Annotated in this window: 20 protein-coding genes and 2 pseudogenes; 14 read left to right on the plus strand and 8 right to left on the minus strand. The window is 62.1% G+C overall.

Annotation, left to right across the window (positions count from 1 at the left end):
• Window positions 1-4 precede the first annotated feature (4 nt).
• On the minus strand, window positions 5-1,306 hold the full coding sequence (locus IWW33_RS18035; protein ID WP_046788064.1) for a mechanosensitive ion channel family protein: 1,302 nt from the start codon (window positions 1,304-1,306) through the stop codon (window positions 5-7).
• A gap of 105 nt (window positions 1,307-1,411) precedes the next feature.
• Here IWW33_RS18035 and IWW33_RS18040 point away from each other — a divergent pair, with 105 nt between their 5' ends.
• On the plus strand, window positions 1,412-2,770 hold the full coding sequence (locus IWW33_RS18040; RefSeq protein ID WP_012315652.1) for a DEAD/DEAH box helicase: 1,359 nt from the start codon (window positions 1,412-1,414) through the stop codon (window positions 2,768-2,770).
• A gap of 119 nt (window positions 2,771-2,889) precedes the next feature.
• Here the strand turns inward: IWW33_RS18040 and IWW33_RS18045 are convergent, their stop codons facing one another.
• The gene (locus IWW33_RS18045) at window positions 2,890-3,162 is read right to left on the minus strand and encodes a hypothetical protein (protein ID WP_046788065.1); all 273 of its coding nucleotides are present in this window, start codon (window positions 3,160-3,162) and stop codon (window positions 2,890-2,892) included.
• Between the two features lie 175 nt (window positions 3,163-3,337).
• On the opposite strand from IWW33_RS18045, the pseudogene IWW33_RS26680 reads away from it, so the two are divergent.
• The 6 genes and pseudogenes from IWW33_RS26680 to IWW33_RS18070 all read left to right on the plus strand — a co-directional run.
• Window positions 3,338-3,934: pseudogene (locus IWW33_RS26680) on the plus strand (SDR family NAD(P)-dependent oxidoreductase); the annotation flags it as partial.
• The gene (locus tag IWW33_RS26685) at window positions 3,926-4,657 is read left to right on the plus strand and encodes a LuxR family transcriptional regulator (protein WP_261981985.1); all 732 of its coding nucleotides are present in this window, start codon (window positions 3,926-3,928) and stop codon (window positions 4,655-4,657) included. The pseudogene IWW33_RS26680 and the gene IWW33_RS26685, both read left to right, overlap by 9 nt.
• A 171-nt stretch (window positions 4,658-4,828) precedes the next feature.
• Window positions 4,829-5,107: a BrnT family toxin gene (locus IWW33_RS18055; RefSeq protein ID WP_046788068.1), complete on the plus strand. Its 279-nt coding sequence runs from the start codon at window positions 4,829-4,831 to the stop codon at window positions 5,105-5,107.
• A complete protein-coding gene (locus tag IWW33_RS18060) occupies window positions 5,085-5,339 on the plus strand; it encodes a BrnA antitoxin family protein (RefSeq protein WP_012315648.1) in 255 nt (84 codons plus the stop codon). The genes IWW33_RS18055 and IWW33_RS18060 overlap by 23 nt, the downstream gene beginning before the upstream one ends.
• 77 nt (window positions 5,340-5,416) lie before the next feature.
• Window positions 5,417-5,812 (plus strand): transcriptional regulator, encoded by a 396-nt coding sequence (locus IWW33_RS18065; protein ID WP_115274130.1) that lies wholly within the window; start codon window positions 5,417-5,419, stop codon window positions 5,810-5,812.
• A 105-nt stretch (window positions 5,813-5,917) separates the two neighbouring features.
• Window positions 5,918-6,844, plus strand: coding sequence for a DMT family transporter (locus IWW33_RS18070; RefSeq protein ID WP_125924526.1), 927 nt, complete (start codon window positions 5,918-5,920; stop codon window positions 6,842-6,844).
• A 128-nt stretch (window positions 6,845-6,972) separates the two neighbouring features.
• Here IWW33_RS18070 and IWW33_RS18075 read toward each other — a convergent pair whose 3' ends face one another.
• Complete coding sequence (locus IWW33_RS18075) at window positions 6,973-8,142, minus strand: MFS transporter (protein WP_174142431.1); 1,170 nt, start codon at window positions 8,140-8,142, stop codon at window positions 6,973-6,975.
• 106 nt (window positions 8,143-8,248) lie between these two features.
• Here IWW33_RS18075 and IWW33_RS18080 point away from each other — a divergent pair, with 106 nt between their 5' ends.
• Window positions 8,249-9,142, plus strand: a complete 894-nt coding sequence (locus IWW33_RS18080) for a LysR family transcriptional regulator (RefSeq protein ID WP_115274133.1) — start codon at window positions 8,249-8,251, stop codon at window positions 9,140-9,142.
• 124 nt (window positions 9,143-9,266) lie between these two features.
• Window positions 9,267-9,395, plus strand: coding sequence for a PA1414 family protein (locus tag IWW33_RS26925; protein ID WP_008090807.1), 129 nt, complete (start codon window positions 9,267-9,269; stop codon window positions 9,393-9,395).
• A 147-nt stretch (window positions 9,396-9,542) separates the two neighbouring features.
• Here the strand turns inward: IWW33_RS26925 and IWW33_RS18085 are convergent, their stop codons facing one another.
• The gene (locus IWW33_RS18085; protein WP_174142433.1) at window positions 9,543-10,922 is read right to left on the minus strand and encodes a sodium:solute symporter; all 1,380 of its coding nucleotides are present in this window, start codon (window positions 10,920-10,922) and stop codon (window positions 9,543-9,545) included.
• 133 nt (window positions 10,923-11,055) lie between these two features.
• Complete coding sequence (gene speB / locus IWW33_RS18090) at window positions 11,056-12,006, minus strand: agmatinase (protein WP_012315641.1); 951 nt, start codon at window positions 12,004-12,006, stop codon at window positions 11,056-11,058.
• 224 nt (window positions 12,007-12,230) lie between these two features.
• Between speB and IWW33_RS18095 the strand changes: the two genes are divergently transcribed.
• From IWW33_RS18095 to IWW33_RS18105, 3 genes are all read left to right on the plus strand, one after another.
• Complete coding sequence (locus tag IWW33_RS18095) at window positions 12,231-13,124, plus strand: LysR family transcriptional regulator (protein WP_115274135.1); 894 nt, start codon at window positions 12,231-12,233, stop codon at window positions 13,122-13,124.
• A gap of 137 nt (window positions 13,125-13,261) precedes the next feature.
• Entirely contained in the window at window positions 13,262-14,827 is a 1,566-nt protein-coding gene (locus IWW33_RS18100) for a PAS domain-containing methyl-accepting chemotaxis protein (protein ID WP_115274136.1), read from the plus strand.
• A 75-nt stretch (window positions 14,828-14,902) separates the two neighbouring features.
• Entirely contained in the window at window positions 14,903-15,502 is a 600-nt protein-coding gene (locus IWW33_RS18105; RefSeq protein ID WP_115274137.1) for a DTW domain-containing protein, read from the plus strand.
• 255 nt (window positions 15,503-15,757) lie between these two features.
• Here the strand turns inward: IWW33_RS18105 and IWW33_RS18110 are convergent, their stop codons facing one another.
• Window positions 15,758-16,051 (minus strand): hypothetical protein, encoded by a 294-nt coding sequence (locus IWW33_RS18110; RefSeq protein WP_115274139.1) that lies wholly within the window; start codon window positions 16,049-16,051, stop codon window positions 15,758-15,760.
• Window positions 16,052-16,224: 173 nt separating this feature from the next.
• Between IWW33_RS18110 and IWW33_RS26690 the strand changes: the two are divergent.
• Window positions 16,225-16,314: pseudogene (locus IWW33_RS26690) on the plus strand (DTW domain-containing protein); the annotation flags it as partial.
• A gap of 100 nt (window positions 16,315-16,414) precedes the next feature.
• Window positions 16,415-17,326 carry an RHS repeat-associated core domain-containing protein gene (locus tag IWW33_RS18115; protein WP_115274140.1) on the plus strand — a complete coding sequence of 304 codons (912 nt, stop codon included), beginning with the start codon at window positions 16,415-16,417 and terminating at the stop codon, window positions 17,324-17,326.
• A gap of 94 nt (window positions 17,327-17,420) precedes the next feature.
• On the opposite strand, the gene IWW33_RS18120 is transcribed toward IWW33_RS18115, so the two are convergent.
• Together IWW33_RS18120 and IWW33_RS18125 are read right to left on the minus strand one after the other, a co-directional pair.
• Window positions 17,421-18,776 (minus strand): HlyD family type I secretion periplasmic adaptor subunit, encoded by a 1,356-nt coding sequence (locus tag IWW33_RS18120; RefSeq protein ID WP_174142435.1) that lies wholly within the window; start codon window positions 18,774-18,776, stop codon window positions 17,421-17,423.
• 9 nt (window positions 18,777-18,785) lie between these two features.
• A complete protein-coding gene (locus IWW33_RS18125; RefSeq protein ID WP_115274142.1) occupies window positions 18,786-20,921 on the minus strand; it encodes a type I secretion system permease/ATPase in 2,136 nt (711 codons plus the stop codon).
• Window positions 20,922-20,936 lie beyond the last annotated feature (15 nt).

Here is a 20,936-nt window from a genome sequence, read left to right on the forward strand (position 1 = left end):
AATCTCAAGCCTCGCTCATTTCTTCCAGGCGACGCGGCACTGGCTCTACCGAAGCGCGCCCCGCCAGCCCCACGCGCATGTCATTGCCGCTCGGCTGCTGATACAAGCTCAGCCCAAACTCCGGCAACACCGCCAGCAGGTAATCGAAGATATCCCCCTGGATCCGTTCGTACTCGGCCCACACGGTCGTGGTGGTGAAGCAGTAGATCTCCAGCGGCACCCCCTCGGCGCCGGTCTGCATCTGCCGGACCATGCAGGTCATGCCCTGGTGCACGTTGGGGTGGTTCTTCAGGTAGGCCAGGGCAAAGGCGCGGAAGGTGCCGATGTTGGTCAGCTGGCGTCGGTTGGCCGACAGCTCGGCCACCGGCCCCAGGGCTTCGTTCCATTCATGGAGCTCCTGGCGCTTGCCGGCCAGGTAGTCAGCGAGCAGGCGCACTCCGCTCAGGCGCTGTTCTTCTTCTCGGGTGAGAAAACGCACGCCCGCCGCATCGATGAACAGGCTGCGTTTGATCCGCCTGCCGCCCGATTGCTGCATGCCGCGGTAGTTGCGGAACGACTCGCTCATCAGCCGCCAGGTGGGGATCGAGACAATGGTCTTGTCGAAGTTCTGCACCTTCACCGTGTGCAGGGTGATATCGACCACATCGCCATCGGCGCCGACCTGGGGCATTTCGATCCAGTCGCCGACGTGCAGCATGTCGTTACTGGTGAGCTGCACGCTGGCGACGAACGACAACAGGGTGTCCTTGTACACCAACAGCAATACTGCCGACATCGCACCCAGGCCTGACAGCAGCAACAGGGGTGAACGGTCGATCAGGGTGGCGACGATGACGATGGAGGCGAAAATCCACAGCATCATCTTCGCCAGTTGCACATAGCCCTTGATCGAGCGGGTGCGGGCATGTTCGGTGCGGGCATAGATGTCGAGCAGGCCATCGAGCAGGCACGACAGCGCCAGGGTCATGAACAGCAGGGTAAACGCCAGCGCCATATTGCCAAGGAAGTGCTGGGCGGTATCGGACAGCTCCGGTACCAGTTTCAGCCCGAACTGGATGACCAGCGACGGTGTGGTCTGCGCCAGGCGGTGAAACACCTTGTTGTGGCGCAGGTCGTCGAGCCATTTGAGCGCAGGCTGGCGGGCCAGCAGGCGCGTGCCGTGCAGGATCAGAAAGCGCGCCAGGCGGCCGATTACCAGGGAAACCAGCAGCAGCACGGCCAGGCCGATGGCGGCGTGGAGCATCGGGTGTTGGTCGAGGGTGCCCCACAGGTCGAGGCTGTCGCGCCAGAGTTTTTGCATATCCATGAGCTTGAGTACGGTCTTTGCTTGCGAAACGAAGCGCCATTAGAGCGCGGATGGCGACAAAGTTGCCAAAAGAAATTCGGCTCCGGCTGCAGAAAACGTTACCCTATGCAACTGAATTTCCCGCACTTGCCTGAGGTTACCTCCGTGTTCTCCCAATTCGCCCTGCATGAACGCCTGCTTAAAGCCGTGGCCGAGCTTAAATTTGTCGAGCCAACCCCGGTGCAGGCCGCGGCCATCCCCTTGGCCCTGCAAGGGCGTGATCTGCGTGTGACCGCGCAGACCGGCAGCGGCAAGACCGCGGCCTTCGTCCTGCCGCTGCTCAACCGCCTGGTCGACCTGAAAGGCGCGCGCGTCGAGATCCGCGCGCTGATCCTGCTGCCGACCCGCGAGCTGGCCCAGCAGACCCTCAAGCAAGTGCAGCTGTTCTCGCAGTTCACCTACATCAAGGCGGGCCTGGTCACCGGCGGTGAGGACTTCAAGGAACAGGCCGCCATGCTGCGCAAGGTGCCGGACGTGCTGATCGGCACCCCGGGCCGCCTGCTCGAGCAGCTCAATGCCGGCAACCTCGACCTGTCCCACGTGCAGGTGATGATCCTCGACGAAGCCGACCGCATGCTCGACATGGGCTTCGCCGAAGACATGGAGCGCCTGTGCAAGGAGTGTGAGAACCGCGAGCAAACCCTGCTGTTCTCGGCCACCACCGGCGGCGCGGCCCTGCGCGACATCATCGGCAAAGTGCTGAAAGACCCTGAGCACCTGATGCTCAACAGTGTTTCGCAGCTGGCGGAAGGCACCCGCCAGCAGGTCATCACCGCTGACCACGACCAGCACAAAGAGGCGATCGTGCAGTGGCTGCTGGCCAACGAAAAATTCGACAAGGCGATCATCTTCACCAACACCCGCGTGCTTGCCGACCGTATCTACGGCCACTTGGTCGCCAAGGACGTAAAAGCGTTCGTGTTGCACGGTGAAAAGGACCAGAAGGACCGCAAGCTGGCCATCGAGCGCTTCAAGCAGGGCAGCTCCAAGGTGCTGGTAGCCACCGACGTGGCGGCCCGTGGCCTGGACATCGACGGCCTGGACCTGGTGATCAACTTCGACATGCCGCGCAGCGGCGACGAGTATGTGCACCGCATTGGCCGTACCGGCCGTGCCGGCGGCGAAGGTCTGGCGATCTCGTTGATCACCCACAATGACTGGAACCTGATGTCCAGCATCGAACGCTACCTCAAGCAGCAGTTCGAGCGCCGTGTGATCAAGGAAGTGAAAGGCACCTACAACGGGCCCAAGAAGGTCAAGGCGTCGGGCAAGGCTGCCGGCACCAAGAAGAAAAAGACCGAGAAGAAAACTGGCGACAAGAAGGCCGTGAAGCGCAAGCCTACCGCCAAGCCGAAGGCCAATGCACCGCTGACCAGCTCCGATGGCCTGGCACCGCTGAAAAAGCGCAAGCCTGCTGCTGAGTAATCAGTCAATGCTGGCCCTATCGCCGGCAAGCCGGCTCCCACAGGTACTCCATCAGCCTCAAGGGCGATGCGATCACTGTGGGAGCTGGCTTGCCGGCGATTGGGTCTTGATGTAATAGATCAATCCGCCTTCTTCTCCGCCTCCTTCAGCTCCTTGATCCGCTTGTCGATCAGCTGACACTTGTCGGGCAAGTCCTTGCTCGCCGTCCCCAGCTCCATCCCCTGGAGCTCATCGTTAATTTCCTTGGCTTTCTGCGGGTTCTGTTCGGTCAGCTGGCTCACCAGCCCGGCCAGTTCTTCACGTTTCTGGGTGGCCTCTTCCGGCGTGCAGGCCCAGGCGGGCAGGGCGCAGAACAGGGCGGTCGCACAGGCGATGCGCAGCAGCGGTTTCATCCTTTATACCTCCGGCGGTGGGGATGCCCGGTGGAGGCGCCTGCATGCCGGTAAGTTCCGCCTCCACGACCGGCGGAAGCCCCTGTGCACCTGGCCTATACCCCTGGGTATATGGACCCCGACTGCCCTCGGCTCTAGTTTGGAGCCACAACCAGAACAACCGAGGAGCAGACCCATGGATCGATTGAAAGGCAAGGTGGCACTGATTACCGGCGGGGCAGGGGGATGTGGCCTGGCAGCGTCGGAGCTGTTTGCCGCCGAGGGCGCCAAGGTGGCGATCCTCGACTTGCCCAGCAGCCAAGGTGAAGCCGTAGCGGCGCGCATCAATGCAACGGGCGGACAAGCCCTGTTCGTCGCGGCAGACGTTTCCGTGGCCGATCAGGTGCACCGCGCCGTCAGCCAGGCCCAGGCGCACTTCGGGCCGATCACGGTGCTGATGAATCACGCAGGCATCATCGCTGCCGGGCCCTTTCTGGAGACCAGCGAAGCCGATTGGGACCGTTTGATGAGCGTCAACGTGAAAAGCATGTTCCTGGTGACCAAGGCAGTGCTGCCGGGCATGCTGGCCGCCGGTGGCGGCAGCGTGATCTGCACGTCGTCGATTTCGGCCGTGGTGGGCACGCCGATGGAAGTGCTCTACTGCACCACCAAGGGCGCCTGCCACATGTTCGCGCGCGCACAGGCCGCAGCCATGAACAGCGACCACGCCAACCGCCTGGCCACGGTGATTCGCAGCATCGGCAGCGACGCACTGGGCCCGGCCATCGACACTGCGCTCAAGGGCGTAGTCGATTTCGACATGAGCTGCGCTTACCTGTTTCGCTTCAACCAGCCGGCGCTGTTGGTGCACGATGGCTACAACCAGCGGGTGACCGAGCGTACGCTCAAGGCGTATCTGCGCGGGGGCTATTTGCTCGACCCGTTCTACGTCGCTTGCACCAACAATCACCCCACGGGGCTGTGGCGCATGAGCGAGCTGGCGCCGGACAGCTTCTTCGCCTCGGGCTTTTCCATCTTGCCCGACATCCACCCCTGTGTCTCGTCGCACCACGGCAGCTTGATCGAAGAAATCGGCTTCATCGTCCCTGTGCGGCCACGCACGGCGCTGGTGTTTTCCTTGATGCGCGGCTTGCACAAGGGGGCGTTCGAAACCGATGAAACCCAACGCCTCGCTGCGCTGACGCCGCTGATCGATGCCATTTTCAGCCAGCACCTACACCTTGCTCATGCCGAAGACCTGGCCGACCCGCAGGACTCGGACAGCCAGTTGGAAGACGCCTTCGTCAATATCCTCCAGGGCCAGTTGACCGAAACCCAGCGGCATGTGGCCAAGCTGATTTTGCAGGGGCACAGCAGCCAGTCGATCTCGCGGGCGCTGGGGATTTCGGAAGGGACGGTCAAGGTGCACCGGCACAACATCTGGCAGCGGTTGGGGATTGCCGGGAATGCGGAGTTGTTTCGGTTGTTTATTGGCTATCTCACGAAGCAGCAATGATCTGAAGGCTATGGCCTGTAATGGATCTGTGCGGCTTTTCTATCTTGGCTGTAATCCCTTTCCGAAACTGGCGTTTAACCTCCTGGCCCCATTGATGCGCGAGTGACCTCGTCCTAGTCTCGCGATGAAAGAGGAGGTATCGTATGTACATCTGTAAATACAGGGCGCCCCATGATATTTGAGTGGGACGCAACGAAAAATCAAACCAATATCCGAAAGCACGGCATCGATTTCGCTGATGTGCCCGACATGTTCAACCATCCCATGTTGACCCGACGGGACGACAGCGCACAATACGCTGAGGAGCGCTGGGTAAGCTTGGGATGGCTCAATGCCTTGCTTGGGGTAGTCGTGTACACGGAGAGGCAGGGTGAGGTAATCCGCATCATTTCCGCACGTAAAGCCACCAGATGGGAGGCCAAACACTATGACCAAAGCATCGAAAACTGATTGGAGCCGCCTGGCTCAAATGGACGATAAAGATATTGATACCTCGGATATCCCCGAGTTGGACCAGGCTTTCTTCCAGCAGGCTGAACTGCGTGTCCCGGCGAAGCAGGCAGTAACCATTCGCCTGGACGCTGATGTCCTCACCTGGTTCAAGGATCAGGGGGCGGGTTATCAGACGCGGATTAATCAGTTGCTGCGCCAGTACATGCAAGCCCAGCAGCGCCAGCGCTGAGATCTTTTGGAACGCACCAGACCCGCGACCGGTCCCAAGCTGTGTACCCCATGCGTCCACAGCAAGAGGCCATAGCCATGAGCATTACCTACGACTGGGACCTGATCGAGCGCTTGCTGCACGAAGTGCAGAACGGCGCCGGTCACAGCTTCACACCACGCCCCTATGCCGAGCAGCACGCTGCGGCTCTGGCCGCCGAGGGCCAGCCGGTGGGGGATGTGGACCATCTGAAAACCCGTGCCTGCGAGTACGAGAAGCTGCTATTCGAGCGCGGCTTCGTCGAGAGCCGGCCGCCAGAGGATGGCGGCAATGGAGAGAACTTCGTGCTCACCGAGCGCGGGTCGCGGCTGTTGAGCCTGATCGACAGCAGCATCCCGGGCTTCGAGCACCCGCGCCAGGTACTGGATGACCAGGAAGATGCGCTGGACGAAACCACCTTCGAGCAGGTGTCGGCGAAGGCGCAGATCGCTTGAGGTCGTATTGAGGCTGGCAAGGCCTGCCCGGAAAAACCGATAATCGGTCTTTTCTGAATACTGCCGAGCCTTGCCCATGCCATCGATCACCCAAGAGGGCCGCCCATGAGTGCGGCCCGCAAGAATCCCGATGCCTTTGCCTTCCAGGTCATGCTGGGGCTGTGCCTGATCTGGGGTTGCCAACAGGTACTGATCAAGTCTGCGGCGGTTGATATTGCGCCGGTGATGCAGGCAGCTCTGCGCAACGGCCTTGCGGCGGTGCTGGTCGGCTTGATGATCTGCTGGCGCGGTGGCTGGGGGCAGGTGGGGAGCACCTGGCGTGGCGGGTTGCTGGCCGGCGGTTTGTTTGGCCTGGAGTTCCTGTTCATCGCCGAGGGGCTGAAGCTGACATCGGCGGCGCACATGTCTGTGTTCCTCTATACCGCGCCGGTGTTCACGGCACTTGGGCTACATTTCATGCTGCCCAGCGAGCGGCTGCGCCTGCTGCAGTGGCTGGGCATTCTGTTGGCGTTCGGCGGAATTGCTACTGCGTTTGCCGGGGGCGTGTCGTTCGAAGAAATGGACGGGCGCATGCTGCTCGGCGATGCCTTCGGTGTGCTGGCCGGGTTAGCTTGGGGGGCGACGACCGTGGTGGTACGGGGTTCGCGCTTGTCCGAGGCGCCTGCGACGTTGACCCTCTTCTACCAACTGGCAGTAGGTTTTGTCGGGTTAGTGCTGATCGCCTTGCTCAGCGGGCAGATCGACAAGGTCTCGTGGACGCCCTTGGCGGTCGGCAGCGTGCTGTTCCAGGGCATTGTGGTGTCGTTTGTCAGCTACCTGACGTGGTTCTGGTTGCTGCGTAAGTACTTGGCCTCGAATTTGGCGGTGTTTTCTTTTATTACCCCATTATTTGGGGTGACGTTTGGCGTGCTCTTGCTGGATGAACCGCTTAGCGTGAATTTTGTGCTCGGGGCCGTAATGGTTTTGCTCGGCGTGGTGCTGGTCAGTGCCGAGCCTTGGGTGAAGCAGCAATTGCGCAGGTTTGTGGGATAGGGGTTGCTGTTACTGGCCCTATCGCCGGCAAGCCGGCCCACAGGTACCCCACTAAACCTGAGGGCAGTGGGGCATCTTTGGGAGCCGGCTTGCCGGCGACAGGGCCGGTATTGATCAAGCTTGATCAATCACGCAACCCGCCCTGCAATTTGGCAGTTCTGGTTGTTGCGTGTGCCGGTAAGAACCAATACCCCCGCCAGCCCCAACCCAGCCGCCGCCATTACCAGCGCCGGCTGCAAGCTCCCGCTGTAATGGTTGCTCAACGCCGCCAGCAACGGCCCGCTCAATTGCCCCAGCGCAAAGCACGCAGTCAACAGCCCGGCATTGCGCTGCGTCGCATGCGGCGCGAGCTCCCGCGAGCGTTGCATCACCAACTGCATGCATGCCAGGAACGGCGTACCGCAGAGCACTACGCCCAAGGCGAGGCCAAGGCCACCGCCCATCAGGCAGGCCAGCACGCCAAGGCCTTGCAGCCACAAGGTCGCGCTCAGCCAGGCCGAAGTGCGGCCGGCGCGTCGCACACTCACCAGCACCACGCCCATCGCCGCCGCCACACCAAACGCTGGCCAGAACAGATCGGCCATCCAGTTGCCCTGGAACTGTTGGTTGGCCATTTGCGAGAGGAACGTGGCCGGCAGGATGTAACCCACGCCATACAAGGCATACACCAGGCCAAGGCGGCCAATGCCAACGCTGCGCGTCGCCCCTTGCTGCACCGTGCTCGGTACCACGGCGGGTTCCAGAGCGCGAGGCAGCCAAGGGTACACCGCCAGCAGCATGACCAGCGCGGCAACGGCATACACCAGCCATAACGCTGCCGAGCTCATACCGAGCAAGTGAGCGAGCAATGCCAGCAGGCCGGTGACGGCGATGCCCAGGCCGGGCCCGGCGAACACCAGGGCGCCCAGGCGCGGACGGTTGTTGGCGTTGGCCAGTTGCTGGCTGAGGCTGGTGATCATCACCAGCACCCAGGCACTGGCAACACCCGTGCCGAAGCGCAGCAGCAGGTGGCTCCAGAACCCGTCCGCAGCCCAGGACGCCAGGGTCAGCACTGCGCAAAGCCACAGGCCGCCATGCAGGCGCAGCCTGACCTGGGCGGGGGTGCGGGCGAACATGGCGTCTGCCGCGCCAATGAAATAACCCAGGTAGTTGGCCGCCGCGACCAGGCCGGCGGCGGTCAGGTCGAACTGGCCTTCGGCGATCAGTTGCGGCAGTTGTGGGGTGAGAGCGAAGCGGCCGATGCCCATGGCCATCATCAGGGCTACGGCGCTGGCCAGCAGTTGTACGAACGGCGACATGAGGACACTCCTGCGCGGGTGTAAACGATGGATGGCAGGTTAGGGCGCTTTTGTTTTCAATAAAATTGAATAATGATGATCAAGTTGTTCTGTTTTGGAGAATGTCATGGAGTTCAGCCAGCTGCGTATCTTCCAGGCGGTCGCAGAGGAAGGTTCCATCACACGCGCCGCCGAGCGCCTGCACCGGGTGCCGTCGAACCTGTCCACGCGCTTGCGCCAGCTTGAAGAGCAACTGGGCGTGGAGCTTTTCTTGCGTGAACGCCAGCGCCTGCAGTTGTCCCCCGCTGGCAAGGTGCTGCTGGATTACGCCAACCGCCTGGCGGCGCTGCGTGACGAAGCCATGGCGGCGGTACAGGGCGGGCAGCCGGCCGGCGACTTCGTCCTGGGCACCATGTACAGCACGGCGGCCATTCACCTGCCCGCGCTGTTGGCGCGCTACCATCAGGCCTATCCGGCCGTTAACTTGCAGGTGCAGGCTGCCCCCAGTGGCGAGTTGCTCGAGGGGTTGCTCAGCCACCGCCTGGACGCCGCACTGGTGGACGGGCCTCCGAGCCTGGCGGGGCTCGATGGCGTGCCCTTGTGCGAAGAAGAACTGGTACTGATCACCAGCCCTGAACACCCAACAGTGCACAGCGCCAGGGATGTGGCGGGCAAGGCGGTGTTCACCTTCCGCCAGGGCTGTTCCTACCGGATGCGCCTGGAGGCGTGGTATGCCCATGCACATACGCCCATGGGGCGGGTAATGGAGATCGAGTCTTACCAGAGCATGCTGGCCTGTGTGATAGCCGGCGCGGGCGTGGCGCTGATGGCGCAATCGATGCTCGACAGCCTGCCGGGGCGTGACCGCGTGCGGGTCCATCGCCTGCAGGCGCCGTTCGATCAGGCGGTGACCTGGCTGATGTGGCGGCAGGGGATGCGAGGGGCGAATTTGCAGGCGTGGGTCGATTTGCAACAAAGCGAAACGATTAACCAGCCGTCGGAATCCACCGTTTCCGCTTGATCCGCGTCAAACTTGCCCCTATCTGTAAGTACAAGGGCATGCGTAATACAGGACATCGGGCTATGATCTGTATGAAACATCGCAGGATTGATTGACCGAGAGGCTGACCCGTCAAGGGGGCACTATGAAAAACCAAATGTTCAACTGGCTCCACGACTTGGCTGTCGCCCTGGGGCTGATACCACCACCCTTGCAGCCGGTGCCTATCCCGACTGATGAAGAGCAGCGCAGGCGCCAGCCGCGTCGTCGTTGAAACCAACAAAAGCCGCGATATCAGAGATGATGCCGTGGCTTTTTTGTTGGTTGTTTTCGGGGCGTTGTGCATGCGGTCGAGCGCATGCTTGGATTGCGCCGGCACCTTTGGGATCGAGCGCTGCCTGGGCGACGCTCGATCTCACCCTCAAGCCAGCGTCACCACCCCCACCGGTTTACGCGACAGCAGGCTGACCAGCACGAAGCTCACCAGGCCAACCGCCAGGCTGTAGTAGATCGGCGTATTGGCGTCCAGCCCGTCCTTGAACATGAACAACAGCGCCGTGGCAAAGCCCAGCGACATGCTGGCGATGGCCCCTGCAGTGGTCGCACGTTTCCAGAAGATCGCCCCGATCAGCGGGATCAGCATGCCGCCGACAAGCAGGTTGTAGGCCAGCGTCAGTGCGCTGATCACATCGTTCACCGCCAGGGCGATGCCCAGCACCACCAAACCGGTGAGCAGGGTGAACAGGCGGCTGACACCCAGGCTCGACTGCTTGCCGCCACGCAGTTTTGGCAACAGGTCTTCGGTAATGGTGGTCGAGGCAGCCAGCAGGCCGGCGCTGGCGGTCGACATCATCGCTGCCAGGGCAGCGGCCATCAGCAGGCCACGGATACCATCAGGCAACTGGCTCTTGATCATCTCGGCGAACGCGTTGTTCGGGTTGGCCAAGTCCGGCATCAGCACATGCGCGGCCATGCCGATCAGGGCGCAGGCCAGGCCATATAGCACGCAGTACAGGCCTGCAGTCGTGCCGGCACGTTGGCAGACCTTCTCGTCACGGGCGGTGAACACCCGCTGCCAGATGTCCTGACCGATCAGGATGCCGAAGAAGTAGATCAGGAAGTAGGTGATGATGGTGTCCCAGCCGATGGTGGTCCAGGCGAAGCTGGCCGCCGGCAGCTTGGCTACCAGGGTGTCCCAGCCACCGGCGTTGTACAGGCACACCGGCAGCAGGATGAACATCAGGCCCACGGTCTTGATCACGAACTGGACGATGTCGGTCAGGGTCAACGACCACATGCCGCCGATGGTCGAATAGACCACCACCACGCCGCCGCCGAGCAGCAGCGACATCCAGAACGGCAAGTCCAGCAACACCTGCAGGACAGTCGCCATGGCCAGGGTCGAGGTGACGCCGATCATCAGCGCATAGGCCAGCATGATTGCCGCACTGGCCTGGCGCGCCATGGGGTTGTAGCGACGTTCCAGTACCTGGGTCACGGTGAAGATCTTCAGGCGCAGCAGCGGTTTGGCGAGGAACAGGTTGAGGGCGATGATGCCCAGGCCCAGGGCTGCGCACAGCCAGAAACCGGAGATGCCATGCACATAGCCAAGGCGTACGGTGCCGACGGTGGAGGCGCCGCCGAGCACGGTTGTGGCCATGGTGCCCATGTACAAGGTCGGGCCCAGGTTGCGCCCTGCCACCAAGTAGTCTTCGTGGGTTTTTGCGCGCCGCATGCCATACCAGCCCAGCCCGAGCATGCCGGCGGTATAGATCATTACAACAATGATGTCCAAGGCCATTGGGGGTCTCCCGATTATCTTTATTATGGCGAGATCGACCGCTCAGGCGGCTTCACGGCGCCTGGCGGTCTTGTCTTGTGTTGGCGGGCCTCTGTGGCCCTCCCTCATGGCTCCTGCCGGGGTGCAGCAAGTTTCAGCGGCGCACGACGCCGGGCAGCACGCAGAGCATTTCGAACAGCAGGTTGGCACCGAGCAGCGAGGTGTTGCCGGTGGTGTCGTAAGGCGGGGAGACTTCGACAAGGTCACAGCCGATCAGGTCCAGGCCGTGGCAGCCGCGAATGATCTCCATCGCCTGGATGGTGGTCAAGCCGCCGATTTCCGGGGTGCCGGTGCCCGGGGCCCAGGCCGGGTCGATACCGTCGATGTCGAACGACAGGTACACCGGGCCGCCGCCGACTTTTTCGCGCACTTCGGCCATCAGCGGTTCCAGTGACTTGTGCCAGCACTCTTCGGCCTGCACCACGCGAAAGCCCTGGCGGCGGCTCCAGTTGAAGTCGTCGGCGGTGTAGCCCTGGGCGCGCAGGCCGATCTGGACCACGCGGTCGCAATCGAGCAGGCCCTCTTCCACCGCGCGGCGGAAGGTGGTGCCGTGGGCGATTTTCTCACCGAACATGTGATCGTTGACGTCGGCGTGGGCGTCGATGTGCACCAGGCCGATCTTGCCGTGCTTCTTGTGCAGGGCGCGCAGGATCGGCAGGGTGATGGTGTGGTCGCCACCCAGCGTCATCGGGATGACATTGTGCTCGACAATCTCGTCGTAGGCTTCTTCGATGATGCGCACGGCGTCGAGCAGGTTGAAGGTGTTGATCGCCACGTCACCGATGTCGGCCACCGACAGCGAGTCGAACGGGGCGGCACCGGTGGCCATGTTGTACGGGCGGATCATCACCGATTCGGCGCGGATCTGCCGTGGGCCGAAGCGGGTGCCGGAGCGCAGCGAGGTGCCGATGTCCAGCGGCACGCCGATGAACGCGGCGTCCAGGCCTTCGGCGCTTTGCAGGTGGGGGAGACGGAGCATGGTGGCGATGCCGCCGAAACGCGGCATTTCGTTGCCGCCCAGTGGTTGATGGAGAACTTTGTCCACGGTGGGCCTCATCAGTCGGTCGATTGTTTTGTTTGTTCGAACCTGTGCCGCCGCGCGCCTTGAAATGTGGTTATGCCGGCGGGCAGGGACATTTCGGCCAAGTCTGCTCAAGGTAGTGCGTGGGAAAAATCGCTACCGGCAAATACTTACTTCAGGAATTTCTGAACTAAACGCCATCGCAGCGGTTAGACTGCGCGCAAATGACACAGCGGAACCGTTGCACCATGGCCTCGACCTTGCCCGACCTGAAACTGCTGCGCATCTTTGTCAGCGTGGTGCGCCACCAAGGCTTCGCCAATGCCCAGCGCGATCTCAACCTGTCGACCTCGGCCATCAGTACCTACATGAGCCAGCTCGAAGGCGCCTTGGGCATCGTGCTGTGCCACCGCGGGCGTGGCGGTTTCAGCCTGACCAGCAAGGGCGAGCTGTTCCATCAGGAGACCTTGCGCCTGCTGGCGGAGCTCGATGGCTTCGAGCAATACGCCGCAGCGCTCAAGGGTGAGCTGCGCGGTACGCTCAACCTCGGGGTAATCGACTCGACCGTGGGCGACCGCGCGCTGCCGTTGGCTGAAGCGATCGGAGCCTACAGCCAGGAGCACCCGGCGGTGCACCTGCACCTTTCGGTATCCAGCCCCTATGAGCTGCAGCTTGGCGTGCAGGACAACCGCCTGGACCTGGCCATCGGGGCGTTCTCCTCGCGCATGAGTGGCCTGGTTTACCAGCCGCTGTACCGCGAGCAGCACTGGTTGTACTGCAGCAGCCGCCACCCGTTGTTCGCCGAGCGGCGTATCCCCGAACCGGTGGTGACCCAGCAGCGCATGGTCGGGCGCGGTTACTGGAGCCAGGCGGAGTTGGCCCGGCATGGCTTCAAACACAGCGCGGCGACCGTCGAAAGCATGGAGGCGCAGCTCATTCTGATCCTGTCAGGTGCCTATATCGGCTACCTGCCCGAGCACTATGCCCAGGCTTGGGTCGACAAGGGCGACCTGCGCGTATTATCTCCGGCCACTTTCGGCTATCAGGCGCCATTTTCGCTGATCGTCCGCCGCGGTCGCAGCCGTGAACCCTTGATTCAGACCTTCCGTGACCTGCTCAAAAGCCAGCTCAATGTTGGCTGATGAACAGGACGTTTTGGTCATTCCGTCGGCATGAATAAATTTCCTACAAACCTGACTACTAGGCTGATGGCGTTCTGCTAAACCTCTACTTGCTTTGATGATTTTCCCCTTCATCTATACAAGCAAGGACCGCCCAGATGCGCATGAATTTGCCCGTCACTGAGCATGAAAGAACGTTTTCCAGCGACCAGCGGCTGATCTCTACCACCGACCTGAACAGCCGCATCACTTACTGCAACGACGCGTTCGTGGCCATCAGCGGGTTCACCTACGACGAGCTGGTGGGCCAGACCCACAACCTGGTGCGTCACCCCGACATGCCACCGGCGGTTTTCGGGCATATGTGGGACACCATCAAACAAGGCAAACCCTGGATGGGCGTGGTGAAGAATCGCGCCAAGAACGGTGATTTCTACTGGGTGAGTGCTTATGTCACCGCCATTTATGAAAACGGCCGCATCAGCGGCTACGAGTCGGTGCGTTCGGTGCCCAGCCGTGAGCAGATCCGCCGCGCAGAACGGCTGTATGCGCGTCTGCGCGCCGGTCGCCCGGCTGTAGCCTGGGCCGCGCGGCTGGGGCGTGCCGTTGGCGATGGCTGGCCGCTGATCGGCGCAGGCCTGTTGTCGGCCGCCGGCTACCTCTGGTTACCGCCCTATGCAGCGCTGGGCGTGCTGATGGCCAGTATGCTGTTGGCCTGGTACCTGATTGAACAACGGCATAACCAGGCGATCCGCCGCACACTGGCCGAACATCCCAAAGCCTTCACCAGCCCGCTGGTAGCGCTGACGTACAGTGACAACCCGGGCCTGCACGGCCAGCTCGACCTGGCGATCATCAGCGAGGAAGCGAGGCTGCAAACCGCCCTGACACGCCTGGTGGACGCCGGCGTCGGCGTGAAGTCGCGGGCAGCCCAGTCAGCCGACCTGTCCGATGCCCAGGCGCAGATGCTCGATCGCCAGCGCAGTGAGACCGATCAGTCGGCCACCGCCATTGCGCAGATGGCGGCGACCATTCAGGAAGTGACGCATAACGTGCAAAGCACCGCGCATGCTGCGGGCGATGCCGATCAGTTGGCGCAGCAGGGCAGCGAACTGGCCCGGCAGAGCCTCAAGGCGATGGGCAGCATGAGTGAGGCGGTCAGCGACATCGGCCAGGCGGTCAATGCCCTGGCTGAGCAGACCCAGTCGATCGGCAGCGTGGTCGACACCATCACCTCGATTGCCGAACAGACCAATTTGCTGGCGCTCAATGCCGCGATCGAGGCGGCGCGGGCGGGTGAGCAGGGCAGGGGCTTTGCCGTGGTGGCCGATGAGGTGCGCTCGCTGGCGCAGCGCACGCGCACCTCGACCGAGGAAATCCACCAGATCATTGCCTCCCTGCGCACGGGCGCCGAGCGGGCGGTAAGCACTGCCAGCCGCGGTGAGCAGATCTCGCGGGATAGCGTGCACAGTGTCGAGGCGGTGCAGTCGGCGCTGGCCGGGATTGCCCAGGCGGTCAGCCGCATCACCGGCATGAGCCAGCAGATGGCGACGGCGTCGGAGCAGCAGAGCCACGTGGCCGAAGACATCAACCAGCAGATCGTGCGCATCGCCCAGCTGTGTGACCAGACGGCAGGGCAGGCCAAGCAGGGGGCTGAAATCAGCCAGGACCTGGAGCGAATGGCCGAGTATCTGCACAGCCTGGCAGAGCGCTTCAACCGCTGATTTATCGCCTCTCCCACAAGGATGTGGGGCTTTTCCTCAGGGCTGTGGCACACTGCGCCCGGTAAGGAGAAACCGATGTCCAGACCCCGCTGCGAGCGTTGCCTGCGCCCGCTCGACCACTGCCTTTGCCCACTGATCCCCTCGCTCGACAGCCGCACCCGCGTGGTCCTGCTGCAGCACCCCAGTGAAACCTCGCACGCCCTGAATACCGCACGCCTGGCTGCCCTTGGCCTGGTCAATGCCGAGTTGCGCGTCGGCGAGGTGTTTGAAGACCTGGGTGATTTGCTGGATGCACCTGAGTATCGGCCGGTGCTGTTGTTCCCAGGTGAGCAGGCCCAAGTGCTTGCAGCCTACGGCGATACAGACGACAGGCCGCTCATGCTGATTGTCCCTGATGGCACCTGGCGCAAGGCTCGCAAGCTTTTGTACCTCAATCCGCTGCTCGAAGCGTTGCCCAGGGTGACGCTGGCGCAGGTGGCGCCCTCGCGCTACCGCGTGCGCAAGGCGCCGGAGCCGGGAGCGGTGTCGACCATAGAGGCGGTGGTGCAGGCATTGAATGTGCTGGAGCAGCCGGCCTGTTTCGATGAGTTGCTGCGCCCGTTCGAAGTGTTGATCGAGGGGCAGATCAGGGCAATGGGGCCTGAGACGTTCCAAAGAAATCACGGTGAAGGCTGACACCTGCACTGTCAGTGCCGTTCTCTCCTCACGATTGCAGGCGCTTTGTGTGTGCCCGCAGCTTCGTGCCATTGCGGCTGTGCGTGGGAGGACTTCGGGTCTGCCGGGTTCCAAGGTCCCGGTTCGCCGATCTGCGTACAGCAGTGTCCCGAATGGGGTGGTTCGTTAATCGCTAAGCCGAAGAACCATTGGTGAGGCAAATCGAGTGGATAAACGAATCAAGCGTCCGGGACACTAGGCATTTAAAATGGCCGTCTACTTTTTCAAGGCCAGGCTGATGCCTTCATCCCCACTCTCGTAGCGGCAAATCACCGACGTTTTTGTATCTTTCTTGTTCTTCAGTTCAAATGCGCTGAGATCCGACTCCGACGCGTTAGGGGTGAAGCCAGCCCATTGACCGTCGTTATTTTTTACGCTGTAAGCGATGCCTTCCATACCGTCTTGTTCATCGGCAGATTGAGTGATGCTTGTAACTTTCGGGCAATCTGCTGCAAATGCATTACCCATTGCCAGCACTGTTGCGATACCTACTGCGGCGATAATGCGCATGTGACCTACTCCTTCAGGTGATTGAGCGTTCAGCATGGTGGCTCTCGTTACATATCGCTACTGGCAAAAATGCCGGGTTGACGTGGCAACAGTCGTTGGCTGTACCGGCCTTCGTCGCCTGCAAGCTTGGCCTTGAGCCGCTTGAAGATGCGCCTACCGGCGAAATTACGGTGGCGCGGTTGCGTCCGTTCGAGGTGTTGATCGAGAGGCAGGTCAGGGCGATGGGGACTGAGGCGTTCCAGAGAAATCATGGTGAGGGCTGACACCGGCACTCGGAATTTAACTGATAATTTTGCTAGTTTGCGCGGCGATCGGGTTCGGTGATGCTGGGAGGCATTCTTACTTGGCATCCGAGCAACCATCATGATCAGAATCTGGTATCAGAATCAGGGTGTAGCCTTTACGGTTAAGGCCGGCAAGCACGTCTACTCCCTGATGCGGGGGCAGGGTTTCGTTGTGGGGCAGGTGAGTGGGAGTTCCACCGGTGTCGCCAACGCGCGCTTGATCGGCACCGATGGCATGGGGTCACCTTTATTGATTCTGGACCCGCTGTGCAAAGAGCGTCACAGCTATACAGCGTATGGGTACGATGCATTGCTGACTGAAAGTACCGTACTGGGATTCAACGGCCAGCTGTCTTGTATGTTGAAGCATGCCTATTTGTTGGGGAATGGTTACAGGGTCTACAGTACCGCGCTGATGAGGTTCTTTTCTGCGGACCGATTGAGTCCCTTTGCGGCGGGCGGTTTGAACGCATACGCCTACGTGCAGGGGGACCCGGTCAATCGAGATGATCCTACCGGCCGAATGTTCAGATGGGTCAAAAAACTTATACCGGGCAAGTCGGTAGCCATTGACGTACAAAACTCTGACGTAGAAAACCCTGCCATCACGCTCCCGGCAATGAGCTCAAATCCACCGGCCTCGGTCAGTTTTGTTAATGAAATCTCGTCTACGCCACCTCGTATGGCGCCTTTACTGGTCATTCTGAAACAAAATAGTCCTGCTACTGACCTGTTGCTGGGGCACGTGGGGAACAAGGGTCTGATGCAACTAGGGCGTGTATCACGCGACGCGTCGAATGCAGTGAGCCTTCATTTGTCCAGAACTCACGCCGGGCCGCAACAGGTTGCCATGGCAAACCAGTTCGCGCTGACCGAGCGGGCACGCATCTTTGCTGGTTTGGCCGCACAAAAGCTGATGAATAGAGAGGTGCCGCTTGCGCCCATGACTCCAGCTCAAGCGATGGAGCACGTCCGACTCAACATTGTGTGAGCGTTTGCGCAAGGCGCCGAAACAAACGCAGCATCGCGATGCGCCGGGGCCTATCAGTTCTTTTTTTGTGTGCGGGCCGGTAACGGCCTGCCTTTCACCGCTCCCGCAACGCCTCGGTCCGTGCCTTGAGCACCGGCTTGAGCAGATAATCCAGCACACTCTTCTGCCCGGTGATGATATCCACCGTGGCCACCATCCCGGGGATGATCAGCAGCGGCTTGTTATCGCCGCCCAAGTGGTTCTTCTCGGTGCGCACCTGAATCAGGTAAAACGCATTGCCCTTGTCATCGGTCACGGTATCGGCACCGATCAACTCAAGCTTGGCCTTCATGCCGCCATAAATGGTGTAGTCATACGCACTGAACTTCACCATCGCCGGCTGCCCCGGGTGCAGGAATGCCACGTCCTGTGGCCGCACCTTGGCTTCGATCAGCAGGTTGTCCTCGATCGGCACGATCTCCACCAGGTCGCTGCCTGGCTGCACCACCCCGCCAATTGTGTTGACTTTGAGCATCTTGACGATGCCATGCACCGGCGAAACCACGGTAGTGCGGTTGACCCGGTCGTCGATGGCGATGCTGGTGGCGGTGATCTTCGATAGCTCCGTGCGTTTGTCGTTGAGCTCCTTGGCGGCCTCGGAGCGGAAGCTGGCGTCCGATTCCTGGATCTTGCTCCTGATCTCGGCCACGGCTGCCTCGGCGCGGGGGATGGCCAGGCTGGTGGCGTTGAGCTGGCCGCGCGCTTCCACGGTACGTTGCTTGAGGCGCAGGATTTCTACCGGTGAAATGGCACCCTTGCTAACCAGAGGCGCGGACATGTCCAGTTCCTGCTGCAGCAGGCCTACCGCCGAACGGTACTGTTCGACCTTGGAACGGAACTCGGCCAATTCCTGGGTCTTTTGTCGCAACTGCTCGTTGAGGGTCTGCTTTTCACTGGCCAGGCGGCGCTGGCGCGAGTCGTACAGCGACAGTTCGTCCTCGGCTACCTGGGGCGCCTTGGCGCGGACCTCCTCGGACAGCACAAAGGGCCGCCCTTCGGCTTCGGCGGACAGCCGCTCGACCTGGGCGGTCAGGGCATAGCGGTCGGCCTCGCTTTCACCTTTGTTGGACTTGAACCGCGTGTCGTCCAGGCGCAGCAGGGTGGCGCCTTTGTCCACCATCTGGCCTTCGCGCACGAAAATCTCAGTGACGATGCCGCCCTCCAGGTTCTGCACCACCTGCACCTTGCTCGAAGGGATCGCCTTGCCTTCGCCGACGGTTACCTCGTCGAGCACTGCCAGGCTCGCCCAGGTCAAGGCCGCGAGCAGTAGCGCCGCTGCCAGCCACACGGTCAGGCGTGACAGGCGCGGGGAATCTTGCAGGGTGGCGCTGGCCAGCTCTGGCATGTAGTCGTGTTCGGTGCGCTTGTCGGCGCTGCTGTGGGAACTGCGCACGCTGTGGCCGATGGGCATGGAAACCTCCTAGAGAGCTGCGCCGATGCGGCCCTTGCGCAGGGCATCGATAACCGCATCCTTTGGCCCGTCGGCGACGATCTTGCCGTTGTCCAGTACCAGCAGCCGGTCCACCAGGCTAAGCATCGAGGTGCGGTGGGTGACCAGCAGCAGGGTCTTGCCGGGCACCCAGTTCAGCAGTCGCTGGCGCAGTTGCTCTTCGCTGCTGTTGTCCATGTGGCTGGTAGGTTCGTCGAGGATCAGGATGGGTGGCTCCAGCAACAGCGCGCGGGCCAGCAGCACGGCCTGGCGCTGCCCGCCGGAAAGCAATTGGCCACGTTCGCCCACCGGGCGGTCGAAACCCTGCGGGTGCTGGCGGGCCAGCTCGCTGACGCCGGTCAGTTCGGCCACTTCGAGCATGCGCGCATCGCTTACGTGGCGGGCACCGAGGGTCAGGTTGTCACGCAGGCTGCCGGCCAGCAGCGGCAGGTCATGGGCGACGTAGCCAAGCTGGCTGCGCAGGTCGGCGATGTCCAGTTGGCGCAGGTCGAGGTTGTCCAGCAATACCTGGCCTTCTTCCGGGTGATGGAAGCCCATCAGCAGGCGGCCCAGGGTGCTTTTGCCCGAGCCGCTGCGGCCGATGATGCCAATCCGCTCACCCGGCTTTATGGCCACGTTCACATCCTGCAGTGCCGGGCTGGTCTGTGCCGGGTAGCGGAAGCTGACATGGCTGAGGGTCAGGCCGCCCTTGAGCGCGGTGTGCTCCAGGGCTTGCTGTTCGGCCTGGCGTTCTTGCGGCAGGGCCATCAGGGCATCGGTGCTGCGCATCGTCAGTTGCGCTTGCTGATAGCGGGTGATCAGCCCTGCAATCTGGCCGAGCGGTGCCAGCACCCGGCTACCGAGCATGTAGCTGGCGACCAGGGCGCCGACACTGAGGTTGCCAGCGATGATGCTGTACACCCCGGCGACGATGGTGGCCATGCCGCAGAACTGCTGGATGAACAGCGTGCCGTTGCTGGCCAGCGACGACAGGTTGCGGGCGTGGGCGTCGAGGCGGGCCATGGCGCCATTGGTGTGTTCCCACTGGTACTGGCGCTCGCTCTCGGCACCGCAGGCCTTGAGGGTTTCCAGGCCGCCGAGGGTTTCGATCAGCAGTGCCTGGCGTACCGCACCGAGGCTGAGGCTTTTTTGCACGGTGTCGCGCAGGCGTGCCTGAATGAACAGGGCAAAGCCCACCGCCAGCGGGAAGGCGATCAGTGGGATCAGTACCAGCCAGCCGCCCAGCAGGCCGATCACCAGTAGCATGAGGGCGACGAAGGGCAGGTCGATGATGCTGGTCAGGGTGACTGCGGTGAGGAATTCGCGCAGGCCCTGGAAGTCATGGATGCTCTGGGCGAAGCCGCCGATGCTGGCAGGTTTGGCTTTCATGGCCATGCCGGTGATGCGTTCGAACAGGGCGGCGGAGAGGATCAGGTCGGTCTTCTTGCCGGCCTGGTCCAGCAGGTGGGCGCGGACCATGCGCAGCACCAGCTCGAAGGCGGTGCCGATGAACAGGCCAGCGACCAGCACCCATAAGGTCGAAAGTGCCTGGTTGGGTACCACGCGATCGTAGGTCTGCATCACGAACAGCGGCACCATCAGGCCCAGCAGGTTGATCAGCAGGCTGGCCAGCAGGGCATCGCCGTACAGCCAGCGGGAATGGCGCAAGGTATCGCGGAACCAGGCCTCCACCCGCGGCAGCAGCGGTGAGCGGACTTCCTCCAGGGTATGACGGGGTCGTGCGAACAAAGCGTGACCTGCGTAGGCCTGTTCCAGCGCCTCGCGCTCTACCCATTGTTCGCCGCCCTCAGCCTCGCAGGGCAGGATCAGCGCCCGGCCATCTTCGCCCCAGCGCTGCAGCACGGCGCTGCGGCCGTCGTTGAGCAACAGCAGCACCGGCAGGTTGAGCGGCGAAATGGCCGCCAGCTCACGCTGCAGCACACGGCCTTGCAAACCGGCACGCGCCGCAGCGCGTGGCAGCAAATCCGCACCCAGGCGTTGCTGGAGCAGTGGCAGCCCACTGCTCAGGCTGGCGCGGCTGGCCGGCCGACCGTGCAGGCGGCACAGAATCAGCAGGCCATCGAGCAGGGGGTCATCGACATCGGGGCGCGGTTGTGCGCTTTGCATACTGGTCACGATGAA

The sequence above is a fragment of the Pseudomonas sp. M2 genome (assembly GCF_015751845.1).
Classification (GTDB): Bacteria; Pseudomonadota; Gammaproteobacteria; order Pseudomonadales; family Pseudomonadaceae; genus Aquipseudomonas; species Aquipseudomonas putida_E.